The organism is Nostoc sp. LEGE 12454 (assembly GCF_056620565.1).
Genome location: NZ_JBWQXL010000002.1, coordinates 95,364 through 118,566 on the forward strand (window position 1 = coordinate 95,364; position 23,203 = coordinate 118,566).

The window sequence follows — 23,203 nt, forward strand, 5'->3', positions numbered from 1 at the left end:
TTTTAATAATTTAAATAATGCTTGTTTAGCTTCTTTTTCCGGTAATACCCCAAATTAAGTCTTTAATAGCGAGAGGATCTTCAACAGTGGAAAACTCTACCCAACGAAATATACGGATGAATAAAGGCAATTGATTCTTATCTCCAAAATTTGGTAACAGTACTGGAATAACAGTAGTTTCTTTTTCAAAACAACGTGCCATTGCTATTGCTATTTCTCCAAATTGCCAATTGCCTACGTCATGCTGACTGAAAAATATAGCAATTGTTTTACACCGTGTTATTGCATATTCAATTTGCTGAGTAATAGAAGAGCCGGGTGAAATTTCTTTAATATCAATCCAAGCCTTTAATTTAAAATCATTTTCAATTCTTGCTTGAATTTGTTCTACTGCTTCTTTATCTTTACTATTATGAGCTAAAAATACATCATATTGATACTTATTTGTCATCCATTCAGGATATTGCCACCAATCTGTTTCTTTGCATATATTTAAAATATCGTTGGATAATTCCTCTATATTTACTCCATGCCCATCATTTTGACAATATTTTACTTGATACTTATCCTTAAAAATTTCCCATACTTGTTGAACTTGTTCAAATCGAAGGTTGTTCTTTAAAGAAGTGTCTTTATTACATAGCCACTGGAAAGCTTTTCGCAGAAGTTCATCTGTTGAATCATATAAAGAAATGTCATCTAATTTAATAAGTCCAGAAAGAATTTTGTGATAAGCATGATTTTTCCGTATACAAACAAACATTTCATGAAAATATTTTTCACTATCTCGATTGTATATTCTTTGTATTCTATGTCTTTCAGCAAGTGCCATTCCTAATTCAATTGGTAAATTATATCTACCATATTGACTTGCCTTAGTATTTGTAATCTGACAAAAACTACAGTCATGTATGGAATACTTGGATTCAGATATGTATTGTGCTAGAACATGAAGACGAGGATTATATTGATCGTGAGGTTGAAAATCACCTTTTACTCCATGACCGCTAGCAATTACTGCTAGTGTTAATGCACACAAATGTTCGCGATGTCCTGGTTCAAGAGGACAATGAATAAAAACAGTATGATTTTGGTCAGGTTCAGGAAAAGAAATATATTCATTCATTTATTTAGTTTTGACTTTTTAGGACGAACACCAGTAATAGCCCAGATTAATGAATCCAAGGCATCAGATTCACCATTGCGAAAGTCTACTGATTTTAGCGATTGCAGCGAATTAGGTAGCTTTGTACCTTCTTGAAAATTAGATAGAATTACTGGTATAACTGTACGCCCTTGACGTAGTGACTCAGCGATTAGATATCGAAATTCCTTTTCTTCCTTTGCATTCGCTGTTTTTTCACCAAAACATATTGCTACTGCTGAGATATTAGCTAATTCTCTGAATCCCCGTCCTGGCTGAAGAATATCTTTATTAAAATATGTTTGAATTTGATTTTTTTCTAATTGTTCAGCTATTTTTTTAACTAATTGTTCGTCTTTTATTTGATGAACAAATAAGACAGCCTGATCTTGATTTTGATGGGAGATAATTAGAGGATTCGCAATACTTATGATAGCTTCTATGAGTTTTTCTAAAGGTTCCTTCTCATCAATACTTTGAGAAAAACGCACCCACATAAACTCCCTTAAAAAAAGTAGCATTGGCTCTTGTGGAATATGATTGATACCTGGTAACAAAACTGGAATTAAAGGCAGACCTTTTCTAATCTGTAGATTATTCAGTAATATCAATTCTTCTTTTTGACAATCTCCCAAACCATGAATACTAAGAAATATAGCAGCTGATTTAACTTGCTTAATACCTTCTTGTAGTGAATTTTGAAATCTCTGTCTTGCGTGAATTTCTTTGTTATCTAACCAAGGATTTAAGCCTCGTTGTCGCAGTAGGTTAGCAATTTTATTTATTAGAGGTTTATCTTTGATATTGTAAGACAAAAATACATCAAAATCATTGACTGCAATCTTGCCTCTGATTATAGAAGTAACTGTATCTATTTCGCGCTGAACATCAGCAGCCTTATCCATTTGGGGAATAATGGTACGATCTGCTGTCAGGCGTTCTTCACCATCTAGTAGAGAGATATGAGTGCCGCAGACACTACAAGCAATCCAGTTAAAATCGCGCTCTCGCCTGCGTATCGCCTGTAATTCAGTAATTGGTGTCTTGCAGTCTGGACAAACAAAAATGCGGCGACGACGAATACTTTCTGGCAAAGCTCGCCGCTTCAGGTGGGTATATACGTACTCTTCGAAATGCAGCCTTGTCTCCTCACTCGCTTCCGGTTTAAAGAACAGAGTTAACTCCGCTTTTCCTTCATCAGTATGGCGCAGCCAGATACCACACTCACCAACCTGGGCTGTGAACATAGCAGCATTTTTCCACATTTCTTTGCGTCTAAAAATTTCGCTGCGAGACAAACGTACAGCCAAGGTTGTGTATACATTTAATACAGCTCCTTCAAACTCAAAAATCACCGCTTTGCCTTCTGGATCGGGAGCTTCTGGCCATTCGCGGGTGAACTGAGAGGGGAAAACCAGCAATGGTGCAGCCTCAGTTTGCACTCGCAAAGCAATTTCACGAGTCAATAATTCTTCTACTGTGGAAATTAGCAGCAATCTCTCCTTTTCTCTATCTGCCATACGTTCATCTTCTGACATCCGAAACCGCCCCATGAGTACGTCTTCTTCGACAATACAACCCATACCCTCTGGTTCATCTTTGGCGGCGTTTACAATTGCTGAAGCGTAAGCATCCAATACTTCTGGTTGCAAAAGAATCAGATCGCCAAAGCTGAGTCTACGGATTAAATCCCGTGACTCTACTAACCGAATACAAGTTTCAAACTTGTCTTGCACTTCTTTAGAATCAGCAAGAGCATTGTTGCTTTGTAAGAAGGCGCGGTACAGGTCATCCACTTGACATAAAAGCCTTTTTGACTTTTTTTCTTGAATTAAGAAAAGTTTGATTTTCTGAAATAGGTCTGTAGAAATTATCTTTGGCAAATGCTCCCAGTCAATAGCGTTGCGAATGGCTGTAGCTAGTTCCTTGATTTGCAATCCTTCTTTGGCACTAGTCTCAAAGTAACCATCAAAACCAAGTTCGCTAACTAAAGCATTGATGCGTGCTTTAGTAACACCGATGCTACCCCGGTCTGCACGGGCGGATACTAAAAATTTTTTCAAAGCGATCGCAGAATTACCTGGCAAGTTTTGTGCTTGTTGTAAAGCACGGTTCCAATAATATACTCCCGCAAAGGGTTCGGTTTCACTCCGAGCATCAAATACAATTAGGGCTACTGCCAATTCGTTCAAATACAACTGGTGAATCAGCCGATAACCCGGCTGTCCTGCTAAGTCCCACAAAAGTATTTCCCGCAATTCTTGGCGATCTGCGCTTAACTCCAACTCCTGTTTGTCAAAAGTCCAAACACTACGACCGTGGGTTGATTCTGTGGGGCGAAACTCTCTATCAGTTAGCACCAAACTCAATCCAGACTTGCCTACACCACTTTCACCCACCAGCACCACTTTAGCGTTTCTATATAGATCAGAAGGATTCGCAGGAGGTGCATTGAGCAAAATTTCTGAGTCTATTTGCCAAATGCGGATGGCGGTGTCTGCTTCTCCCAAAGTAGCCAAAATAGGTTCTTTGGGGTGGAAAGCTAACCCAAAAGGCAATGATTTAAAAGTTTCTTCCTCTAAGACTGTTACCGTTTCCCAAGTGTCGCAGCGCCAGAGACGAACAGTACCATCAGAAGATTTAGAAGCAAGTAATTTAGCATCATTAGAAAATTCTAAACAATTTACCGATCCTGTATGTCCTTCTAAAACAAATAATGTTTGTCCTGTTTGGGGGTTCCATAAGCGGATTATATTGTCACGTGAAGCTGATGCTACTATCTGCCCATCTGGAGACCATGCAATGCTGTAAACATCTGCCGAATGTCCAACCAGGGTTTTTTTTAGTTTCGTTGTTTCTTTATCCCAAAGTTTGATTGTGCTGTCGTGAGAAGCAGATGCCAGCATTTTTCCATCTGGCGACCATGCCAAGCTATTCACTTGTCCCGAATGTCCTTCGATGGTTTTGTATCGTTCTGTGTTGATATACTCCAATCTAATCGACCAATCATCTCCCATCCCACCGACGGCGAGTATCCGACTATCGGGAAACCATGCCATACTCAGACATACACCAGTAGGCATGGGAATTGTTTTTTCGAGTTCGCCAGTCTCTGTTTTCCAAAAGCGGATGGTGTTATCAGCAGATCCAGAAGCAATTGATTTGCCATCTGGCGACCAAGCAACTGTCCAAACCCGTCCTTTATGACCCTCAAGGGTGCGTATACATTCGCCAGTATATACAGACCAAAGTTTGATTGTGCTGTCAAATGATGGTGAGGCCAGCATCGTACCATCTAAAGACCATTCCACTCGACTAATTAACCCATTGTGCCCCCGAAGCGTATGTTTCAGTTTCCAACCAAAGGGTATTTCGCTGTCGTTGCCTTGATTTATCATTTTAATTTATTATACCTTCAACTAAGTAGTTGAATTTGCATTCCAAAACACATCCAAAGTGTGCTAATCGCACATCCGCACATCTAAGTAGAAAGGCGCAAAGAAACAGAACTATGTAGAGAATATTTATATTTTATATAATTAAATAATTTTTAGCATATGACAATGGTGTGTATTATGTGGTTAGCCAAAAGGAGGAAGAGATGGCAGGAATTCAAGTCGATCAAGATGTTTTTCAGTTATTGAGACAAGCATACTCTGAAAAATTTGGAAATTCACCGAGTTCTTTAATTAAGAGGTTAAACCATCTCTTTAGAGAAGAATTAGTTGATGAAAGCGATAGTTTAATCGCAGATCGAACAATTCGTGCTTTTTTTAATTCTTTTGTGCCTCCAAAAATGCAAGAGAAAAATCTTAATTACTTATGTAGTGTACTTTTAGACCAAACAAGCTATAGAGAAGCGTTAAAGCAACATATTAATATTAAGTCCCATCTGGAAGGAGATTGGCTAGATCCTTACTGGAAGCATCTCGATAGAAAGTGCAAAACAATGCGGGTATTGGATATGAATGAACCAATACTTATAGGTAACATTTATGTGAGATTTAATATTATTAAAAATATTCAAGGACGTAGGCAGCAAACTATTCAGTATTTACTAAATAGTAGTTTAGAAAATGAGCCCAGTAATAAAACTGTTAAACGCTTCCCTTTTTCGGGGAATGAAGAGCATGTGCCAGCATTAGAAGCTGCAATTCAACACCGGAAACTTATGATATTAGGAAAACCAGGAGCAGGTAAAACAACATTCTTAAAATATTTAGCTAATCATTTTCCAACCGAAAAATCCAAGGAGAATATTATACCAGTTTTTATTGCTTTGCGAGATATATCAGATAATGAAAGAAAGATTAGTTTAGTAGATGCAGTAATTCAGGAATTTACTAATTATATTCCTAACTCAGAAAATACTGTTAGGAAGTTATTAGAACGTGGACAGTGCTTAATTTTATTAGATGGCTTAGATGAAATCAAAGGAGACGATACTAGCATTTATCGCCAAATCGATCAACTTACGGAACAATTTCCAGATAATCACTTCATAATTACCTGTCGAAGTGCAGCTTGTGATTATGTTTTTAATAATTTTACAGAAGTAGAAATTGCAGATTTTGAACATGAAGAGATCGAGATATTTGTAAGAAATTGGTTTCAAGCTCGTGGAGAGCAAAATATTTGCGATCGCTTTCTAGAAAAATTAGAAGAAAATCAACAAGTTAAAGAATTAGCAACAAATCCTTTATTGTTGACAATTTTATGTTTGACCTTTGAAGATAACTACAATTTTTCCAGCAATCGCTATGGATTATATGCAGATGCAGTAGATACTCTTTTGAGAAGATGGGATGCTAGTCGTCGCATAGAACGTCAACCTAATTTTCATCTATCACGGCAGCGAAAAATTAATATGTTTAGTGAAATAGCTTATGAAGGATTAAGTCATAAACCTCCCAAATTTTTATGGACACAGTGGGAATTACAAGACCAAATTGCTAAATTTTTGAAAAATGTTAATTTCGAGATAGACACTCAGCAAATTATCAAGCTCATTGAAGCTAACTATGGATTACTAATTCAGCAAGCTAAAGGTATTTATTCTTTTTCTCATTTAACTTTTCAAGAATATTTTGCTGCTGAATATATAGTAGAGAATCGCCAACCGGAATTTTTTAAAGCTTTTGTTGAACAAAACCTCTTAGAACAACAATGGCGAGAAGTATTCATTTTAATTACTGAAAGATTGAGAAATGCGGATGAATTTTTAAAAGTGATGTTTAGATGTATCAATGACATTGTAAAAAATAGTCAAGAATTACAATCTATGCTCAAGTGGCTACATAAGATGACTGCTGATGCTGATATTTCATCTAGTGGGTGGAGAGCTTATTACTTAGCTATTGATTTAGACGTAGAACTTTATATTAGTCCAGACATTCAAATTGAACGCTCTATTTTTGGGAAATTGGCAACAGAATTGAGAAATCATAATAAAAAAAATAAAAAATTAACTCGTCCGCAACCAAAGGCTTTACTCATTTCTCGATTAGTAGCTATTCATGCTTTAGCTATAGATCGCGCTAATGGTAAACATGTTCAAAAAACTGATTTTACCCGTCAACGCTTAGAATTTAGTGACGATTTGGATATAGATATTAATAAAAAACTAAGTTTCGCAATTGAGAAAGCAAAAGAAGCAAAGATAACTGATTTAGTTAGCGAATTGATAGATTTACAAGATCGTTATCCTGCTATTGATGCTTCTAGCTCAGAATGGAAAACATGGGCAGAATATCTGCAACAACTTATGGTTACTCATCTTGATGTTGGTTACAGCATTGATCTGCCAGCAGATGATGTTAAAGCTTTAGAGGAATATATTTATGCAAATTATTTACTATTAGAGTGTATTTCTGGAGAGAATAATTCCTCGAGAAGCCTGAGAGATGCAATTATTGATAATTTGCTACTACCTCAAGATGAAATTCCAACTCATTTATTAAGTATTTGAGCTTTTATTAAGCATATTTTAGACAGAACCGTACCTGAATATCTTGCACCATTCTCAAGCAGTGTCCACTATACAAAAATCGTGATAACTTTATAAATAACCTCTCAGTAGATTTTATTTAGATAATTCAACACAAGTCAACTATTTTTGAGTATAATGCCGCTTATTACTGTTTGTTGCCGCCTATTGCCATAAAAGTTTATACTTAAGCAAGCATTTTGATAGGCATCTGCAAGCAAGTTAAGTAAGGCTTAGTTATGTTTAACACAGACAATAATATTAAACAATCTGTCAAATTCTGCAATCATAAACCTGGCGATCCCTGGGAAGAAGAAGGTTGTTGTGGACAGTTGGAAGCGGATAATCAGCTTAAAGCAAATCAGATAATTAATGAAGAAACTGGAGAAATAACCCAGCAAGCCGAAGAAGATAATTTTAATCAGATAATAATTAAGTAAGGTAGTCGTTTTATCTTGCTAAAAAAACCTCTGTGTGTTGATCGCTGTTGAAAAGACTTACAAGATTAACTAATACTGAATTATTAGCTTGCATACAGCAAGCCACATCCCAAGCTGACCAAGGGAAAGTAAGCGATCGCATTCCGCAATTAGCTTTAGCCGATCCTGGTTGGTTTGCAGTTCACATCTGCTGTGAATCGGGGAAAAATATCAGCTTTGGGGATACCGCTTGTGTCTTCCCGCTAATGAGCGTGATTAAGACATTTTCTCTACTTTATCTGCTAGAACATTTAGGAGCAGAAACGATTTTCGGCTGGGTTGGGGTGGAACCATCAGATGCACCCTTCAATTCTTTAGAACAATTAATTAGCGATCGCGGCTATCCCCGTAACCCGATGATTAATAGTGGGGCAATTACCCTGTCTGATAAGTTACCAGGAAAGAACGCTAATCAACGCACTCTTTTATTTTGTCAATGGCTCAACCAATTAGCAGGTTGCCAACTAAGTTTACATGAAGAAATGCTGGCTTCAGTGCGATTAACCCGTTCAACAGCCAATGAAGCGATCGCTAATTATCTCGCCCAAGCCGGTCATTTAGAAAATATTGAAACAGCACTTGATACTTATGAGCAAATATGTTGTATTGCTGGGCAAGTTGAAGATTTAGCCCTGTTAGGAAAACTGCTAGCTGATGAAAATAGTTATTTATCTCCACAAAACCGTCGAATTGTCAATGCTGTGATGTTAACTTGTGGACTTTATGAAGCTTCTGCCGAGTTTGCAGTCAGAATTGGTTTACCGATGAAATCAGGGATTGGTGGTGGGCTTGTAGCAATAGTACCAGGAGAGGGAGCGATCGCTTGTTATAGTCCAGCTTTGGATGGTGTAGGAAATCCGGTCGCAGGACTTGTTTTTGTTGAGGCTTTAGCACAAGAGTTGCAGTTGAGTATTTTTGGCTAAATCCTGCTTTTGAACGGGGAGAGAAATGATAAATTCTGTACCACTACCCACCTCAGATTTACAAGTTAGTCGCCCTCCATGTTTTTCGATAACAATCTGATGACTAATCGAAAGTCCCATACCAGCTACCATTCGTCCTAAACTAGACATTTTCTCACTTTGAAGTCCGATGACGCAGAAGAAAAGTGATTTATTTCACTTCTCTGCTGCCTCTACCAGCCTTCAAGGTATAACTAAATCCTGTTTTTTATGGCTGTTGCACTTGTTTTTCGGGTAATTCAGCAGAAGGAGGTGTTGGCGTTACCTCTGCCTGTGGTTCTAGTGTTGGCGTAATAATTTCGGGTGCTGGAGATTCAATAATCTCTGGCAGCGTGGATGGCAAACTAGGAGATGGGGCAACTGTTACTTGGGGAGTAGGTGTCTTGATCGTTCGACGGTTAAAAAATCCACCGAATCTAGATTTTGCTGGCTGAGGCGCAACTTTTTCGGGTAACGGCGTTGATTCAGGAGTTGGCGTTACCGTTGGCTGTGGTTCTGATGTTGGCGTAATAATTTCTGGTGTCGGAGACTCAATAATCTCTGGCAGTGTGGGTGGCAAACTAGGAGATGGTGCAACTGGTGCTTCTGGGGTAGGAACTTTACCAGCCCCACGGTTAAAAAATCCACCAAATCTAGGTTTTGTTGGCTGAGGCGTTACTTTTTCAGGTAACGGTGTTGATTCGGGAGTTGGTATTACCTCCGGCTGTGGTTCTGATGCTGGAGACTCAATAATTTCTGGTGGCGTTGGGGACAAGCTGGGAGATGGTACAGCCGTTGGAACTTCTAATTTTGGTTTTTCTAGCTGTGTTTTGGATTGTTCTGGAATTTCAGTTTCAGGAATCGGCTGTTTTTCTACTTTGGGCTGTGTTGGGGGTGTTTTTTCAACAGAAGGTGTGGGTGTAGGTTTAGGTGCAAGTTTATAATTCGGGTCTACAATAGGGCGCACCTCAGCTGCTGTGAGTTCTCCTCTGACAATTCTCGACAGAGTGTCTTTACCCTTTGGCTGGTAGTCAATCAATCTAACTGTAGTATTAAAAGCATTTTTGACCGCATTTCCCTGATTATCGAGAAATTCTAGCTTTACCCAATTTTTCCCTGGACGGAAGCCTTTAAGATAAACTACCTGCCAGCGATCGAAAATAAAGCTTTCACCATTAATAGTGGAGCGAATGCGCCAATCACTGAACTCGTCGTTGGGGTTTTCCTTACCAACAAGGTGCAAAGGAGCGTTGGTTAGGTAAAAGTCCAGTAAGATTGGTTCTGCTCCGTAGCTACTTTGAGGACGGCTGTAAGTTAGCAGGGGTAATTTAGGATCTGGGGTGTTGTCGTCGGTTTTGGTGAAGACGTGAAACGTTGTTTGGGCATAAGCACCTTCATTCTTAAAGCTTTCATGCCAAGGACGAGAGGCAAATACACGCAGGGTATGACTACCTGGAGACAAGTCTGGCAAAACTAAGGACTGATTCAGGTCGTAAACAGGTATATAAGGTTGATTATCCAGAATTACGTGTAAATGTGGCCCGAGTTGTAATTGCGGGTCTTTAAATATTGGTAGATCCTTAACCTGAAAACTGGCTGTAACTTCGTTGTCTTGAAGAATTTCATCAAATTTTGGAGTAACAATTGTTACTTGTGGCTGATAAACTTCCAAAATTGGACGCAGTTCTTGAATAACAGATGGAGGGGAAACTTCCGAAAATTGCTTTGAAATTTGAGAAATCTTTGGGGAGTTTTCTTTATAGGCAGTAGATACTTCCTGGCTGTCGGCTTTCTCACCGCAACTAGTCAAGCTTAATACCAGCACCAATGTCATTACCCACCTGAGAATCGGGAACCTCTGAGGGAGGAGCTTCTCTAACACCCTTTTCTGCCACGAGTTCATGCGTTGCACCCAGTGATAGTCTTTGAAAATTGACAGATTATTTTGGCTCAAACTGTCCATAGGGAACTATAGCCCAAAAGGTGAAATTTGCTTCACATCCCATAATTTTAAAATAAGTCATATTTCTTACAGCTTTTTACTTACAACAATGGAAATATGACATAAATGTTCATAAGTAATAGCAGTAAAAGCTGGAACATCGGCTCATACAGCCAAACTATAAAATTTGCAAATTGTTATTCTTTGTAAATTAAATGGATAATCTATTGACTTTTGGACAAAGAGTTTCAAGTTAAAAGGCAGTTAAGGCAGGAATTCCAGCAATATTTCAGCAAGTTTGAATTATTGTTAAAATATCTCCAACTATCTCCAACAAAGTACAAGTTAAGACTCTATAATTCAACGAGAAACAACAATCCACATCGGTCTTCATCGCGGCTTCAGCAAAATGGAATTTGCGGTAATGGTTAACTTTGTGGTATTCATGATTCCTCATTCCTTATCAAGAGAGGAGGTCGAATGACAATAAGTCCTCCGGAGCGAGAGGAAAAAAAGGCAAGAGTAATCGTCGATAACGATCCAGTTCCAACCTCATTCGAGAGATGGGCGCAACCTGGACACTTTGACAGATCCTTGGCCAGAGGTCCCAAAACCACCACATGGATTTGGAACCTGCACGCACTCGCCCATGATTTTGATACACATACAAGCGATTTAGAAGATATATCCCGCAAGATATTCTCAGCCCACTTCGGCCACTTAGCCGTAATAATGGTTTGGTTGAGCGGGATGATTTTCCACGGCGCGAAGTTTTCTAACTACGAAGCTTGGTTAAGCGATCCGTTGAACGTTAAGCCTAGCGCTCAAGTCGTTTGGCCCATTGTGGGACAAGACATTTTAAACGGTGATGTTGGCGGTGGTTTCCACGGTATTCAAATCACCTCTGGTTTGTTCTATATATGGCGTGGCTGGGGGATCACAAACTCCTTCCAGCTTTACGTAACTGCGATCGGTGGCTTGGTATTAGCAGGCTTATTACTATTTGCTGGCTGGTTCCACTACCACAAACGCGCTCCCAAACTGGAATGGTTCCAGAATGTGGAGTCAATGCTGAATCACCACTTGCAAGTATTGCTAGGTTGTGGTTCCTTGGGATGGGCAGGTCACTTAATCCACGTGTCCGCACCGACCAACAAGCTTTTGGATGCAGGCGTTGCTCTCAAAGACATACCCTTGCCCCACGAGTTCATCTTGAACAAAGACTTGTTGACCGAGCTGTATCCTAGCTTTGCTGCTGGTTTAGCACCTTTCTTCACCTTGAACTGGGGTCAGTATGCTGACTTCCTTACCTTCAAGGGCGGTCTGAACCCGGTAACAGGTAGCTTGTGGATGACTGATATTTCTCATCACCACTTAGCGATCGCAGTTCTCTTTATCGTTGCTGGACATCAGTACCGTACCAACTGGGGTATTGGTCACAGCATTAAAGAGATCCTCGAAAACCACAAAGGTCCTTTCACCGGTGAAGGTCACAAAGGTCTCTACGAAAACCTGACCTCATCCTGGCACGCTCAGTTGGCTACTAACCTGGCCTTCTTGGGTTCGCTGACCATCATCATCGCGCATCACATGTACGCGATGCCCCCATACCCATATTTGTCAACTGACTATGCTACGCAGTTGTGCATTTTCACCCACCACATGTGGATTGGTGCATTCTGTATAGTAGGGGGTGCGGCTCACGCTGCCATATTCATGGTGCGGGATTACGATCCAGTTGTGAACCAAAACAACTTACTGGATCGGGTGCTTCGTCACCGAGATGCGATTATTTCTCACCTTAACTGGGTATGTATCTTCCTCGGCTTCCATAGCTTTGGACTTTACATCCACAACGATACAATGCGTGCCTTGGGACGTCCCCAAGACATGTTCTCTGATACTGCAATTCAATTGCAGCCAGTGTTTGCCCAGTGGGTACAAAACATCCACACCCTAGCTCCTGGTGGTACTGCTCCCAATGCGCTAGAACCCGTTAGCTATGCTTTCGGCGGTGGGATTTTGGCTGTAGGCGGTAAGGTAGCGATGATGCCCATTGCTTTGGGTACGGCGGACTTCTTAATCCACCATATTCACGCATTCCAAATCCACGTTACTGTCCTAATTCTGCTCAAAGGTGTACTGTTTGCCCGTAGCTCTCGTCTGATTCCAGACAAGGCAAATCTGGGTTTCCGCTTCCCCTGCGACGGCCCTGGTCGTGGCGGTACCTGTCAAGTGTCTGGTTGGGATCATGTGTTCCTCGGACTATTCTGGATGTACAACACAATATCCATTGCAATTTTCCACTTCAGCTGGAAGATGCAATCAGATGTGTGGGGAACCGTAGATGCAGATGGTGCTGTAACTCACATCACTGGTGGTAACTTTGCCCAAAGTGCCATTACCATCAACGGTTGGTTGCGAGACTTCTTGTGGGCACAAGCTACACAAGTCATCAATTCCTATGGCAGCGCGCTATCTGCTTATGGTCTACTCTTCTTAGGCGCTCACTTTGTCTGGGCATTCAGCTTGATGTTTCTGTTCAGTGGTCGCGGCTACTGGCAAGAACTGATTGAGTCCATTGTTTGGGCGCATAACAAACTGAAGGTAGCACCAGCAATTCAGCCTCGCGCTCTGAGCATTATTCAGGGTCGGGCTGTAGGGGTAGCTCACTACCTCTTGGGAGGAATTGCCACAACTTGGGCATTCTTCCATGCACACATCCTTTCAGTAGGGTAGCAATCAGTTATTGAGTGCTGAGTACTGAGTGCTGAGGCAAAACTCAGAACTCAGGACTCAGAACTCAGGACTCTAGACGCTGATATTTGATGGCTAAAGGTCAGAGGATTTATTAAACCTATGGCGACAAAATTTCCGAAATTTAGCCAGGATCTCGCACAGGACCCGACGACTCGTCGGATATGGTATGCGATCGCTACAGGCAACGATTTTGAAACCCATGATGGCATGACGGAAGAAAATCTTTACCAAAAGATTTTCGCAACTCACTTCGGTCACTTGGCAATCATCTTCCTGTGGGCATCCAGCCTCCTGTTCCACGTAGCCTGGCAAGGTAACTTTGAACAGTGGATTAAAGATCCCCTTCACATCCGTCCCATCGCCCATGCGATTTGGGACCCCCACTTTGGTAAACCAGCGATCGAAGCTTTTACCCAAGCGGGCGCTAGCAATCCGGTAAACATTACCTACTCTGGTCTCTACCATTGGTGGTATACCATCGGTATGCGGAATAACGGCGAACTGTACAACGGTTCAGTGTTCTTGCTATTATTCGCTGCTGTATTATTGTTTGCTGGTTGGCTGCACTTGCAACCCAAGTACCGTCCTAGCTTGGCATGGTTTAAGAGCGCTGAACATCGCCTAAACCACCACTTAGCAGGTTTGTTTGGTGTTAGTTCTTTGGCTTGGGCTGGTCACTTAATTCACGTTGCTATCCCCGAATCTCGCGGACAGCACGTAGGTTGGGATAACTTCCTGAATACCCCACCCCATCCAGCAGGTTTGACACCTTTCTTTACAGGTAACTGGGGTGTTTATGCTCAGAATCCTGACACTCCTGGGCATCTATTCAGCACATCTCAAGGTGCAGGTACTGCAATTCTGACTTTCTTGGGTGGTTTCCATCCCCAGACAGAAGCTTTGTGGCTGACTGACATGGCTCATCACCACTTGGCGATCGCAGTTATCTTTATCGTTGCCGGTCACCAGTACCGGACTAACTTCGGAATTGGTCACAGCATCAAAGAAATGCTGAACTCCAAATCCGGTTTAGTACCTAATACCAAAAGTGAAGGTCAGTTCAACCTGCCTCACCAAGGGTTGTACGACACCTATAACAATTCACTGCACTTCCAGTTAGGTATTCACCTAGCTGCTTTAGGAACCATCACCTCTTTGGTGGCACAGCACATGTACGCCATGCCTCCTTATGCATTTATTGCTAAGGACTACACAACTCAGGCAGCGCTGTACACGCACCATCAATACATTGCTGGTTTCCTGATACTTGGTGCTTTTGCTCACGGAGCAATCTTCTGGGTTCGTGATTACGATCCAGAGCAAAATAAGGGTAACGTTCTTGAGCGCGTGCTGAAGCACAAAGAAGCGATTATTTCCCACCTTAGCTGGGTATCCCTTTTCTTGGGCTTCCACACCCTTGGTCTGTACGTCCACAACGACGTAGTAGTTGCTTTCGGTACTCCTGAAAAGCAAATCTTGATTGAGCCAGTATTTGCTCAATTCGTCCAAGCTGCTAATGGGAAAGTACTGTACGGTTTAGACACCTTGCTATCTAACCCAGATAGTATTGCTTACACAGCATGGCCCAACTACGCTAACGTTTGGTTGCCAGGCTGGTTAGATGCCATCAATGCTGGTACTAACTCCCTCTTCTTGACAATTGGCCCTGGCGACTTCTTGGTACACCATGCGATCGCTTTGGGTCTGCACACCACCACCTTGATTTTGGTCAAAGGTGCTTTGGATGCCCGTGGTTCTAAGCTGATGCCCGATAAAAAGGACTTCGGCTATGCCTTCCCTTGTGACGGTCCCGGTCGTGGCGGTACTTGCGATATCTCAGGTTGGGATTCCTTCTACCTTGCTACATTCTGGATGCTCAACACCCTTGGTTGGGTTACGTTCTACTGGCATTGGAAACATCTAGGTATTTGGCAAGGCAACGTAGCTCAGTTCAATGAGAACTCTACATATCTCATGGGCTGGTTCCGCGATTACCTCTGGGCTAACTCTGCTCAGTTGATTAACGGTTACAACCCTTACGGCGTGAATAACCTGTCTGTCTGGGCTTGGATGTTCCTGTTTGGACACCTCGTTTGGGCAACTGGCTTCATGTTCTTAATCTCCTGGAGAGGTTACTGGCAAGAGTTGATTGAAACCCTTGTTTGGGCACACGAACGCACTCCTCTAGCTAACCTAGTTCGCTGGAAAGACAAGCCCGTTGCTCTGTCCATTGTTCAAGGTCGTGTAGTTGGTCTAGCTCACTTCACTGTTGGCTACGTCGTAACTTACGCAGCATTCTTGATTGCTTCTACTGCTGGTAAGTTCGGTTAATTCAGCTGCTAGTTTTGTAGATAAGTAATGAAAATCCCCTGCCGCAAGGTGGGGGATTTTTTGTAGAATTAGTTAATAAAATTACAGTAATGGAAGTTGAAGTCCCAAAAGGAAAAAACGAAAGGAAGTTAATAGAAAAAATGTATGTAAAACAAACCGAAATACGAAATGAACACTAAGCTTGTTGAATCACTGTTGCAAGTTATATTATCTCTCTCTAATGATGAGCGATCGCTTTTGGAAGAAAAACTATTTTTCGATTTATCAAAGCCTTTAACCAGTGACTTAATGCAACTTGCCCAGACTGGAGGAGCCGTTAACTTTCTTGAAAATGAACCAGATATATACTCACTTGACGATGGAGAACCTATCTAATGTCTCTCCAAAAAGGTGATATCGTCTTGGTTCCATTTCCATTTACAGACTTGAGTAGAACTAAAGCTACGCCCTAGTTTAGTTTTATGGATAGATACTATAGGCGATGATGTCACTTTATGTTTTATTTCATCTCAAAATATAAGTAGTTTGAGTTCAGAAAAGTTCATTTTAGAACCTTCAGATTCAGATTTTACGAGTACTGGATTACGGGTGCTTCTAAAGTTAGGGTGACTCGAATAACTACCATAGAGCGTAGACTAATCACGAGAAGAATAGGTAAATTAGGAGCAAGTTAAGTTCAGTAGTTGAATACAGTAATTCTTCAAGCTCTGAAATTGACATAATCTCTAAGTGTGTTATGAGTGTGTTATGAAGAAGCGTGAAAATTGCGTAGTTTCCCGCCGTATGCATCATCTAACGATGAGAAAGTGACAAGAACGCATTATGGAAACCCGAAATATATATGTCACGGGAAACCGTCCATCAAGGCATTCAAAGTTAATATACTCCTCTGCGTTACTTTGCGCTTTCCTCTGTGTCCCTTTGCGGTAAAAAAATAACTGTTAAAATTAAATCCTTGAACTATACCAAAACAAGTTAATTTTATATATTTTGCAAGAAGAACCAATAACACCACCAAAAGAAATAAATTTTAATCCTTTTTATACCCAGCAGAACGGAGCAGCATATTTGGGTGATAGCCTTAAACTTATTAAATTCATTGATGATAATAGTATTAATTTAATTATTACATCACCTCCATTTGCTCTGACACGAAAAAAAGAATACGGTAACGAAACTGCTGAAAAATATATTGAGTGGTTTCTACCTTTTGCTTATGAATTTAAAAGAGTCCTGGCAGATAATGGCTCATTCGTATTAGATTTAGGCGGCGCTTACTTACCTGGTAATCCCGTGCGGAGTATCTACCAATACGAACTGTTAGTCAGATTATGCAAAGAAGTAGGTTTCTTTCTCGCCCAAGAATTCTACCACTATAATCCGGCTCGACTGCCAAGCCCTGCTGAGTGGGTGACAATCAGGCGAATTCGTGTGAAAGATTCTGTAAATACAGTTTGGTGGTTGTCTAAAATACCAAATCCTAAAGCAGATAACAGAAAAGTTTTAAAGCCCTATAGCCAAAGTATGAAACAGTTACTCAAAAATGGGTATAAAGCAAAAATACGTCCTAGCGGACATGATATTTCTGATAAATTCCAAAAGGATAATCAGGGGGCAATTCCGCCGAATTTGCTAGAAATTGCTAATACTGAATCGAATAGTGCTTATTTACGACGCTGCAAAACAGCAGAAATTAGACCCCATCCAGCACGGTTTCCTCAAGGGTTCGCTGAGTTCTTCATCAAATTCTTAACTGATGAAGGTGATATAGTACTAGACCCTTTTGCAGGTTCTAATACAACTGGGTTTGTTGCTGAAACTCTGCAACGCCGATGGATATCTTTTGAAATTAATGAAAATTATGTAATGGGAAGTCGTTATCGATTTAGCCAATAACCAAATTAAGTAAAGAGTCAGGAGTGAGAACTTAAAATTGATAACCCTTCGGCAGGCTCAGGGCATCGCTTATAACTCTTAACTCATAGCTACTTAATTAAATTTCTCCATTCACCTGCATTTGATGAACTTTATCTGCTAGCTCTTGACGACCTCGATCATCTAGTTTATCAATAGCTAACATCCCCATCAGAATAACTTCTTTCAGGGTCAAACGTGTGGAATGTGCCTGTTTTTGCACAATCTCTTTAATAATGGGACTGACACCAATCGCTGTACTAGCTCTAGCCACAGAAGAAAAGGAAACACTAATGATTCAGCCTAAATCTTAGCACTTTCAATGAGGTTATTCTCTAGAGTTAAAACTTAATTTAAATGTGTTTCAACTCATACTTCAATGAGTAAACATAAATTTTAAATTACGTCTAGTGAGTTATCAAATTCTCAGTATGGCAAACCTGATACTTGTTCATTGAGGACACGTTATCGTATGATATCAATAATCTCAACAGTTAAAATTTTGCTTATTTTTTACAAAATTTCCACTAAGTCCTCAATCGGCATATTAAAAATATGAGCTAATTTGGATATAGCAGGAAAGTCAACTTTTGTCATGTTGTGACGGCGCGCATAAATTTTAACTGTGCTGCAAATTACCCTATAATGGTCAGAAATTTCTTTTAGTGACCACACTTTCACTTGTGCTACTTCTCGAAGCTTTAATCTGAACTAATCACATATTTAATAACTGGTGCATTTGCACTGCTTGATTTCACATGACAAAACGAAAATTGTAGACATATATTGCGTCTTGTAGAGAAACGACTTGTAGAGCTAACTTTTATGCGATTGCGACAATTGACTGAAATCTAGAAACCTAAAATCTGATGTTTATTTCACATATTAGCAACACCAAAAGCAAAAACCTCTGTCCTGAGATCCTCAAAAATCACTCACTAATCCCCAGTTTGCAAACCTAGTTATATTTGTGATAACTGAGTTAGAAAAAGCGAGCGGCTGATGAAAACAGTGCTTTCAGTAGAAGTGTTCGCACAAATAAGACTTCTATACCACCGGGAAAACCCTACTTTAAAGAGATCGTAAATTATCAAATATAATCTCATGAACACGCTTTACAGAACTATACAGCGTAAATAAGAATAATAACTTAACCAAAGTAAAATTTTCCTGAATACAGCCAATTAATGCCGTCATAAGGAAAAGCAGTGAGTAGAGGAGAGAGAAAGCGATGAGGGACCCTTATCTGTTGGCAGCAGGCTTGTTAACAGGATTAGCAATACCAGCATCGGCTCTTCCACATCTGTCAATTGTTATACCAGAAAGTTCTAGATTCCTGTGGGATTTAAAACAAGGTTCGCAGACAATAGTCAGTACAAAAATTATCCCCAGCGTTGATCTCTCCTTACCCGAACTCAGCGGCCAAGCGTTCCAACCCCTAAAAAGTTCGCAGCCAATAGTAAGTGAGAAAAACGTCCCTAGCGTACCAGAATTCAGCAGTCAGGGATTACCAGCCACAATAGAGTCATCACTTAACCCCAGTACCCAAGGAGCTGGTCTATCACTGACATCTGGCAATCAACTTTACTACCAAAGATTGGCGGCTCTGAAAACAGGTCAGATTTATACACGCGTAAATAGTGATAATTTGCAATCATTGTGGGAGTCGATCAAGAAACGTCAACTAACTTATGATGACTGGAAAAGTTTATTAGCTTTAGAAGCAAGAGCGATCGCTCAAGGTCAAGGTGCCAATCATCTAAGTATTTTAGTTGGTGATTCTTTGAGTATGTGGTTTCCCAGAGAAAAACTGCCTGCTGGTAAATTGTGGCTGAATCAAGGCATATCTGGAGATACTTCTAGTGGCGTTTTAAAAAGATTGGGGGCATTTTCGGCAACGCGGCCAGATGTTATTTACATCATGGCTGGGATTAACGACCTACGAAAAGGCGCTAGTGATGAAACAATTTTGCATAATTATCGCCGCATTGTCCGTCGTTTACGGGATACTCACCCCAAAGCTCAAATCATTGTCCAATCAATTTTGCCTACTCGTTTAGCAAAAATTTCCAATAGCCGTATTCGTCACCTTAATATCCAACTAACCGTAATTGCCAAACAAGAAGGCGCTAATTACCTCAATATTTATAGCTGGTTTACGGATATAGAAGGTAATTTGCGCCCAGAGTTAACCACAGATGGGTTGCACCTGTCTCAAGAGGGATATGATGTGTGGCGAACGGCACTACAGCAGATAGAATACACACTCACTCAGCGAGAGAATTGAGCGATCGCTTTGCCGATACTTAGAGCGATGTCTACGACGGGCTGCGCCTACGCAATTTTTAAATATATGGAAGTTAGTGATACTGATGCCATCAACATACGTTCTGTAATTGAATATCAATTGGCAGCTTTTAAAAAAGATGATGCCCAAAGCGCTTTTGCATTTGCTAGTCCAGCGATTCAGGCGCAATTCGGAACCCCAGAAAATTTTATGCAGATGGTAGAGACAAGCTATCCAGCAGTATATCGTCCTCGTTCTGTCTTTTTTGAGAAGATAACAACCATCCAGGGAAATATAACTCAACCAGTGCTGCTGCTTGCTCCTGATGGAGTTCCCTTAAGGGCTTTATATTTTATGGAAAAACAGCCTAATAATATCTGGAGGATTAACGGTTGCTTTCTAGTTTCTCTAGAGGCTAAATAAACTCGTATCTTTATACAACAAAAATCCTATACTTTAACGCCCAAGGCTTCCCTATTTAAAACCTGATTCAACTTCCCGCTACGATAACCTTCTAAATCTAAGGTTACGTAGATAAATCCAAAATCTTGAAATGCCGAAACTAACGTTTGTAAATCGTTAGTTAATACAAACTCTTTGATTTGTTCTGGTGGTAATTCAATACGTGCTGTATCCCCTTCCGATCGCACGCGCAAATTCTGCCAACCTAACTTTCGCAGATAAATTTCTCCTCTGCCGACTCGTTGCAACTTAGCGACAGTAATCTCTTCACCGTAAGGAAACCGGGAACTGAGACAAGGTTGAGCAGGTTTATCCCACCAAGGTAAACCGAGTTGTTGCGAAAGTTGGCGAACTTCAACTTTGGTGACACTCACTTCTGCTAAAGGCGATCGCGCCCCTCTTTCTTTAGCCGCCTGAATTCCTGGGCGATAATCATGCAAATCATCAGCATTCACCCCATCCACCACATAAGGATAACCCAGTTCTAAAGCTAAAGGTTTGAGAGTGTCGTGCAACTCACTTTTGCAAAAATAACAGCGATTAACCGGGTTAGAAGTGTAATTGGGATTTTCCATCTCGTGAGTCTGGACGATTTTATGAGGAATCCCAATTGTTGCAGCTTGAATTTTGGCGTCTTCCAATTCTTCTGGTAACAGTGAAGGAGAAACAGCCGTGACAGCCAAAGCGCGATCGCCCAACACATCATAAGCAATTTTGGCAACCAAAGTGCTATCAACGCCCCCAGAGTAGGCAATCAACGCCTGCTCCATTTCTCTAAATAAGGCTTTTAATTGCTCAAATTTTTCTGTCAGCATCATTTCCCAATCCTGCCAAAACCTTATAGCACCCAATCTTTTATATTGTAGTCATTACTTTTGGGGCATGGGGCATGGGGCATTGGGCATGGTTATTCTCGTTGTCTCCCTCATCTCCCCTACTCCCTACTCCCCATCAAGCAACGTTGGTGCTTGACAGTACTTAGCCACCAGACTGGCTAAAAGTGGTAAATCAATTGGTTTAGAAATATAGTCATTTACTCCAGCAGCTAGACAAGTTTCGCGATCGCCTTTCATCGCCATTGCTGTTTGAACAATTACCGGAATCGTCCGATATTGCTGATGTTCTCGCAGTTGTTGTACCAAGTTAAGACCATTTCCATCTGCCAAACAAACATCCATTAAAATTACCGCTGCATCTAACTGTGTTAGGGCTTCCCACATCTCGTCAGCATTCTTAACCCAAGTCACTTGATATCCAAATTTACGTAGATAAATTTGCATCAAATCAGCATTGGGTAAATCATTTTCTACCAGCAAAATGTTTACAGAAGAACTAGGTGTCAAAGGCAGAGGAAATGAGGAAAAATTTTCTCCCCCTGTTCCTTCATCTTCCCCTGCTTCCTCATCTACCCTCACTCCTACCTCTTGTTTAAGGGGAAGTACGAGGGTAAAACGGGAACCGCGATCTTCTTCAGATTCCACTTTCACAGAACCACCGTGAATTTCGGCGAGTTTCCGAGTCACTGTTAAACCTAAACCAGTACCTTCAACACCATCAGCTACAACCTTAGCAATTTGGAAATAGGGTTGAAACAGTTGAGCTTGGTCTTCTTGGGAAATGCCAGTGCCAGTATCCCAAACTGTAAAATGCACAAATGCACCTTTGGAAGCAATCTGTAAGCCAACACTTCCTTTACTGGTAAACTTTAGGGCGTTGAAGAGTAAATTCAACAACATTTGCTTGAGTCGTAAGGGGTCAGCTACTAAGGTTGTAATATCGGGTTCAAGTTCTAGACACAGTTTCAAACCTTTATTAGCAGCTTTCTCTTTCACCAATGCCAAAACATTGCTACACAGTATTGGCACATCTACTGTTTCCCACTGTACTTCTAGCTGATTTGCTTCAATTTTAGAGAGATCCAAAATATCATTAATCAGAGCTAGTAAGTGTTTACCGCTAGACTGAATGATATTTAAATACTCTTGCTGCCGTTCTTTAGTTGGTTCGTACCCTGGAGCTAAAAGCAGATGGGTAAACCCAATAATGGAACTAAGCGGTGTGCGAATTTCGTGGCTGGTGTTTGCCAGAAACTGATTTTTTAGTTGATTAGTGCGCTCCAATTCTTGATTAGAGTTACTTAACTGTTGACACCGTTGCGGCCAAGACAGGATGTTTCTAAGTTGTAGCAAGGCTGTAGCACAGCATTTGGCAGACCTTGTTATCAATTGCGATCTGAGTTGAGCTTGCGATTCTATGAACGACTCATGATGAGAACTTAGGGGCGCTGTGGCAAGAATTAGCCAGCCGATAATGCCAGAATCATCCGCCAACCGCCAAGCGCTCGGTAGTTGCTGATTCTCAAGCTGTTGTAAATCTTCAATTTTTATAACTTCTTGCAATCTCAACAGCAGCTTTTTTTCTGCTGTCGGCACTTCTAAAAATAAAGGTGATGAATTTGGCGATGAAGAACGAGAAACATAGCAAACTGTGGCAACAGCTTCTTGTGGTTGACACATAGCGATGCCTACGGCACATTCTGTAAGTGCCAGATTACTGCTGTGAATAGCACTGTTAATCTCGTTAACCACGGTTTGGAAAATTTCCGCTTGTGCTGCTTCTGACTGTGGGACAGTATTACAAGCAGAAAGCAAGCAATCATTAAGGCGACTTTGCAACTGGTTTAAGCTGCTCTCCAGCCACAGCTGCGCGCGAAGTTGCTCAATTGTTGTCAAAAGTTTTGGCGTTGCATCTATCAGTGATTTCTGGTCTGGTAAGCTTGAATACTGCTGCATGGTCAACTAGACCGCTGAACAAGTTTAGCTACGCATAAAAATCCCAACAGGATTTTATGTATATTAGCGGACAATTCTTTTTTATTTATAAACGATAACTTATGTTGTTATAAACCATAACTTATGATGTCGAGTTTAGCAGCTAGTCCAAAAAAAAATTATTGT

General features: G+C 40.8%; 16 protein-coding genes. 9 read left to right on the forward strand and 7 right to left on the reverse strand.

The features are described from left to right. Window positions 1-25: 25 nt before the first annotated feature. Window positions 26-1,126 (reverse strand): toll/interleukin-1 receptor domain-containing protein, encoded by a 1,101-nt coding sequence (locus AC1F2U_RS02565; RefSeq protein WP_480259714.1) that lies wholly within the window; start codon window positions 1,124-1,126, stop codon window positions 26-28. Then, entirely contained in the window at window positions 1,123-4,542 is a 3,420-nt protein-coding gene (locus tag AC1F2U_RS02570) for a WD40 domain-containing protein (protein WP_480259715.1), read from the reverse strand. Before AC1F2U_RS02570 ends, AC1F2U_RS02565 begins: the two co-directional genes overlap by 4 nt. 203 nt (window positions 4,543-4,745) lie before the next feature. Here AC1F2U_RS02570 and AC1F2U_RS02575 point away from each other — a divergent pair, with 203 nt between their 5' ends. From AC1F2U_RS02575 to glsA, 3 genes are all read left to right on the forward strand, one after another. Then, entirely contained in the window at window positions 4,746-7,112 is a 2,367-nt protein-coding gene (locus tag AC1F2U_RS02575) for an NACHT domain-containing protein (protein WP_480259716.1), read from the forward strand. Between the two features lie 257 nt (window positions 7,113-7,369). After that, on the forward strand, window positions 7,370-7,570 hold the full coding sequence (locus AC1F2U_RS02580) for a hypothetical protein (RefSeq protein WP_480259717.1): 201 nt from the start codon (window positions 7,370-7,372) through the stop codon (window positions 7,568-7,570). Window positions 7,571-7,617: 47 nt separating this feature from the next. Continuing rightward, a complete protein-coding gene (gene glsA, locus AC1F2U_RS02585; RefSeq protein WP_480259718.1) occupies window positions 7,618-8,532 on the forward strand; it encodes a glutaminase A in 915 nt (304 codons plus the stop codon). On the opposite strand, the gene AC1F2U_RS02590 is transcribed toward glsA, so the two are convergent. Further along, on the reverse strand, window positions 8,497-8,682 hold the full coding sequence (locus tag AC1F2U_RS02590) for an ATP-binding protein (protein WP_480259719.1): 186 nt from the start codon (window positions 8,680-8,682) through the stop codon (window positions 8,497-8,499). The genes glsA and AC1F2U_RS02590 overlap by 36 nt on opposite strands. Window positions 8,683-8,779: 97 nt before the next feature. Continuing rightward, on the reverse strand, window positions 8,780-10,384 hold the full coding sequence (locus tag AC1F2U_RS02595; RefSeq protein ID WP_480259720.1) for a hypothetical protein: 1,605 nt from the start codon (window positions 10,382-10,384) through the stop codon (window positions 8,780-8,782). A gap of 588 nt (window positions 10,385-10,972) precedes the next feature. On the opposite strand from AC1F2U_RS02595, the gene psaA reads away from it, so the two are divergent. From psaA to AC1F2U_RS02615, 4 genes are all read left to right on the forward strand, one after another. Then, window positions 10,973-13,231, forward strand: coding sequence for a photosystem I core protein PsaA (gene psaA / locus AC1F2U_RS02600; protein WP_480259721.1), 2,259 nt, complete (start codon window positions 10,973-10,975; stop codon window positions 13,229-13,231). A gap of 120 nt (window positions 13,232-13,351) precedes the next feature. Next, a complete protein-coding gene (gene psaB / locus AC1F2U_RS02605; protein WP_480259722.1) occupies window positions 13,352-15,583 on the forward strand; it encodes a photosystem I core protein PsaB in 2,232 nt (743 codons plus the stop codon). 168 nt (window positions 15,584-15,751) lie between these two features. Next, a complete protein-coding gene (locus tag AC1F2U_RS02610) occupies window positions 15,752-15,958 on the forward strand; it encodes a hypothetical protein (RefSeq protein WP_480259723.1) in 207 nt (68 codons plus the stop codon). Window positions 15,959-16,573: 615 nt separating this feature from the next. Beyond that, complete coding sequence (locus AC1F2U_RS02615) at window positions 16,574-17,479, forward strand: DNA-methyltransferase (RefSeq protein ID WP_480259724.1); 906 nt, start codon at window positions 16,574-16,576, stop codon at window positions 17,477-17,479. A 97-nt stretch (window positions 17,480-17,576) separates the two neighbouring features. Here AC1F2U_RS02615 and AC1F2U_RS02620 read toward each other — a convergent pair whose 3' ends face one another. After that, window positions 17,577-17,771 (reverse strand): hypothetical protein, encoded by a 195-nt coding sequence (locus AC1F2U_RS02620; RefSeq protein WP_480259725.1) that lies wholly within the window; start codon window positions 17,769-17,771, stop codon window positions 17,577-17,579. Window positions 17,772-18,728: 957 nt separating this feature from the next. On the opposite strand from AC1F2U_RS02620, the gene AC1F2U_RS02625 reads away from it, so the two are divergent. Next, the gene (locus AC1F2U_RS02625; RefSeq protein ID WP_480259726.1) at window positions 18,729-19,784 is read left to right on the forward strand and encodes an SGNH/GDSL hydrolase family protein; all 1,056 of its coding nucleotides are present in this window, start codon (window positions 18,729-18,731) and stop codon (window positions 19,782-19,784) included. Between the two features lie 66 nt (window positions 19,785-19,850). Then, window positions 19,851-20,207: a DUF4864 domain-containing protein gene (locus tag AC1F2U_RS02630; RefSeq protein WP_480259955.1), complete on the forward strand. Its 357-nt coding sequence runs from the start codon at window positions 19,851-19,853 to the stop codon at window positions 20,205-20,207. A 26-nt stretch (window positions 20,208-20,233) separates the two neighbouring features. On the opposite strand, the gene larE is transcribed toward AC1F2U_RS02630, so the two are convergent. Together larE and hrmK are read right to left on the reverse strand one after the other, a co-directional pair. After that, window positions 20,234-21,061, reverse strand: a complete 828-nt coding sequence (gene larE, locus AC1F2U_RS02635) for an ATP-dependent sacrificial sulfur transferase LarE (RefSeq protein ID WP_480259956.1) — start codon at window positions 21,059-21,061, stop codon at window positions 20,234-20,236. Window positions 21,062-21,187: 126 nt separating this feature from the next. Further along, window positions 21,188-23,038, reverse strand: a complete 1,851-nt coding sequence (gene hrmK / locus AC1F2U_RS02640; RefSeq protein ID WP_480259727.1) for a hybrid histidine kinase/response regulator HrmK — start codon at window positions 23,036-23,038, stop codon at window positions 21,188-21,190. Window positions 23,039-23,203 lie beyond the last annotated feature (165 nt).

What these genes read in the sequence shown, in the direction of transcription:
- AC1F2U_RS02565 (WP_480259714.1), bottom strand. Translation starts at nt 1,126, where the DNA reads ATGAATGAATATATTTCTTTTCCTGAACCTGACCAAAATCATACTGTT.
- AC1F2U_RS02570 (WP_480259715.1), bottom strand. Translation starts at nt 4,542, where the DNA reads ATGATAAATCAAGGCAACGACAGCGAAATACCCTTTGGTTGGAAACTG.
- AC1F2U_RS02575 (WP_480259716.1), top strand. Translation starts at nt 4,746, where the DNA reads ATGGCAGGAATTCAAGTCGATCAAGATGTTTTTCAGTTATTGAGACAA.
- AC1F2U_RS02580 (WP_480259717.1), top strand. Translation starts at nt 7,370, where the DNA reads ATGTTTAACACAGACAATAATATTAAACAATCTGTCAAATTCTGCAAT.
- AC1F2U_RS02590 (WP_480259719.1), bottom strand. Translation starts at nt 8,682, where the DNA reads ATGTCTAGTTTAGGACGAATGGTAGCTGGTATGGGACTTTCGATTAGT.
- AC1F2U_RS02595 (WP_480259720.1), bottom strand. Translation starts at nt 10,384, where the DNA reads ATGACATTGGTGCTGGTATTAAGCTTGACTAGTTGCGGTGAGAAAGCC.
- psaA (WP_480259721.1), top strand. Translation starts at nt 10,973, where the DNA reads ATGACAATAAGTCCTCCGGAGCGAGAGGAAAAAAAGGCAAGAGTAATC.
- psaB (WP_480259722.1), top strand. Translation starts at nt 13,352, where the DNA reads ATGGCGACAAAATTTCCGAAATTTAGCCAGGATCTCGCACAGGACCCG.
- AC1F2U_RS02610 (WP_480259723.1), top strand. Translation starts at nt 15,752, where the DNA reads ATGAACACTAAGCTTGTTGAATCACTGTTGCAAGTTATATTATCTCTC.
- AC1F2U_RS02625 (WP_480259726.1), top strand. Translation starts at nt 18,729, where the DNA reads ATGAGGGACCCTTATCTGTTGGCAGCAGGCTTGTTAACAGGATTAGCA.
- AC1F2U_RS02630 (WP_480259955.1), top strand. Translation starts at nt 19,851, where the DNA reads ATGGAAGTTAGTGATACTGATGCCATCAACATACGTTCTGTAATTGAA.
- larE (WP_480259956.1), bottom strand. Translation starts at nt 21,061, where the DNA reads ATGCTGACAGAAAAATTTGAGCAATTAAAAGCCTTATTTAGAGAAATG.
- hrmK (WP_480259727.1), bottom strand. Translation starts at nt 23,038, where the DNA reads ATGCAGCAGTATTCAAGCTTACCAGACCAGAAATCACTGATAGATGCA.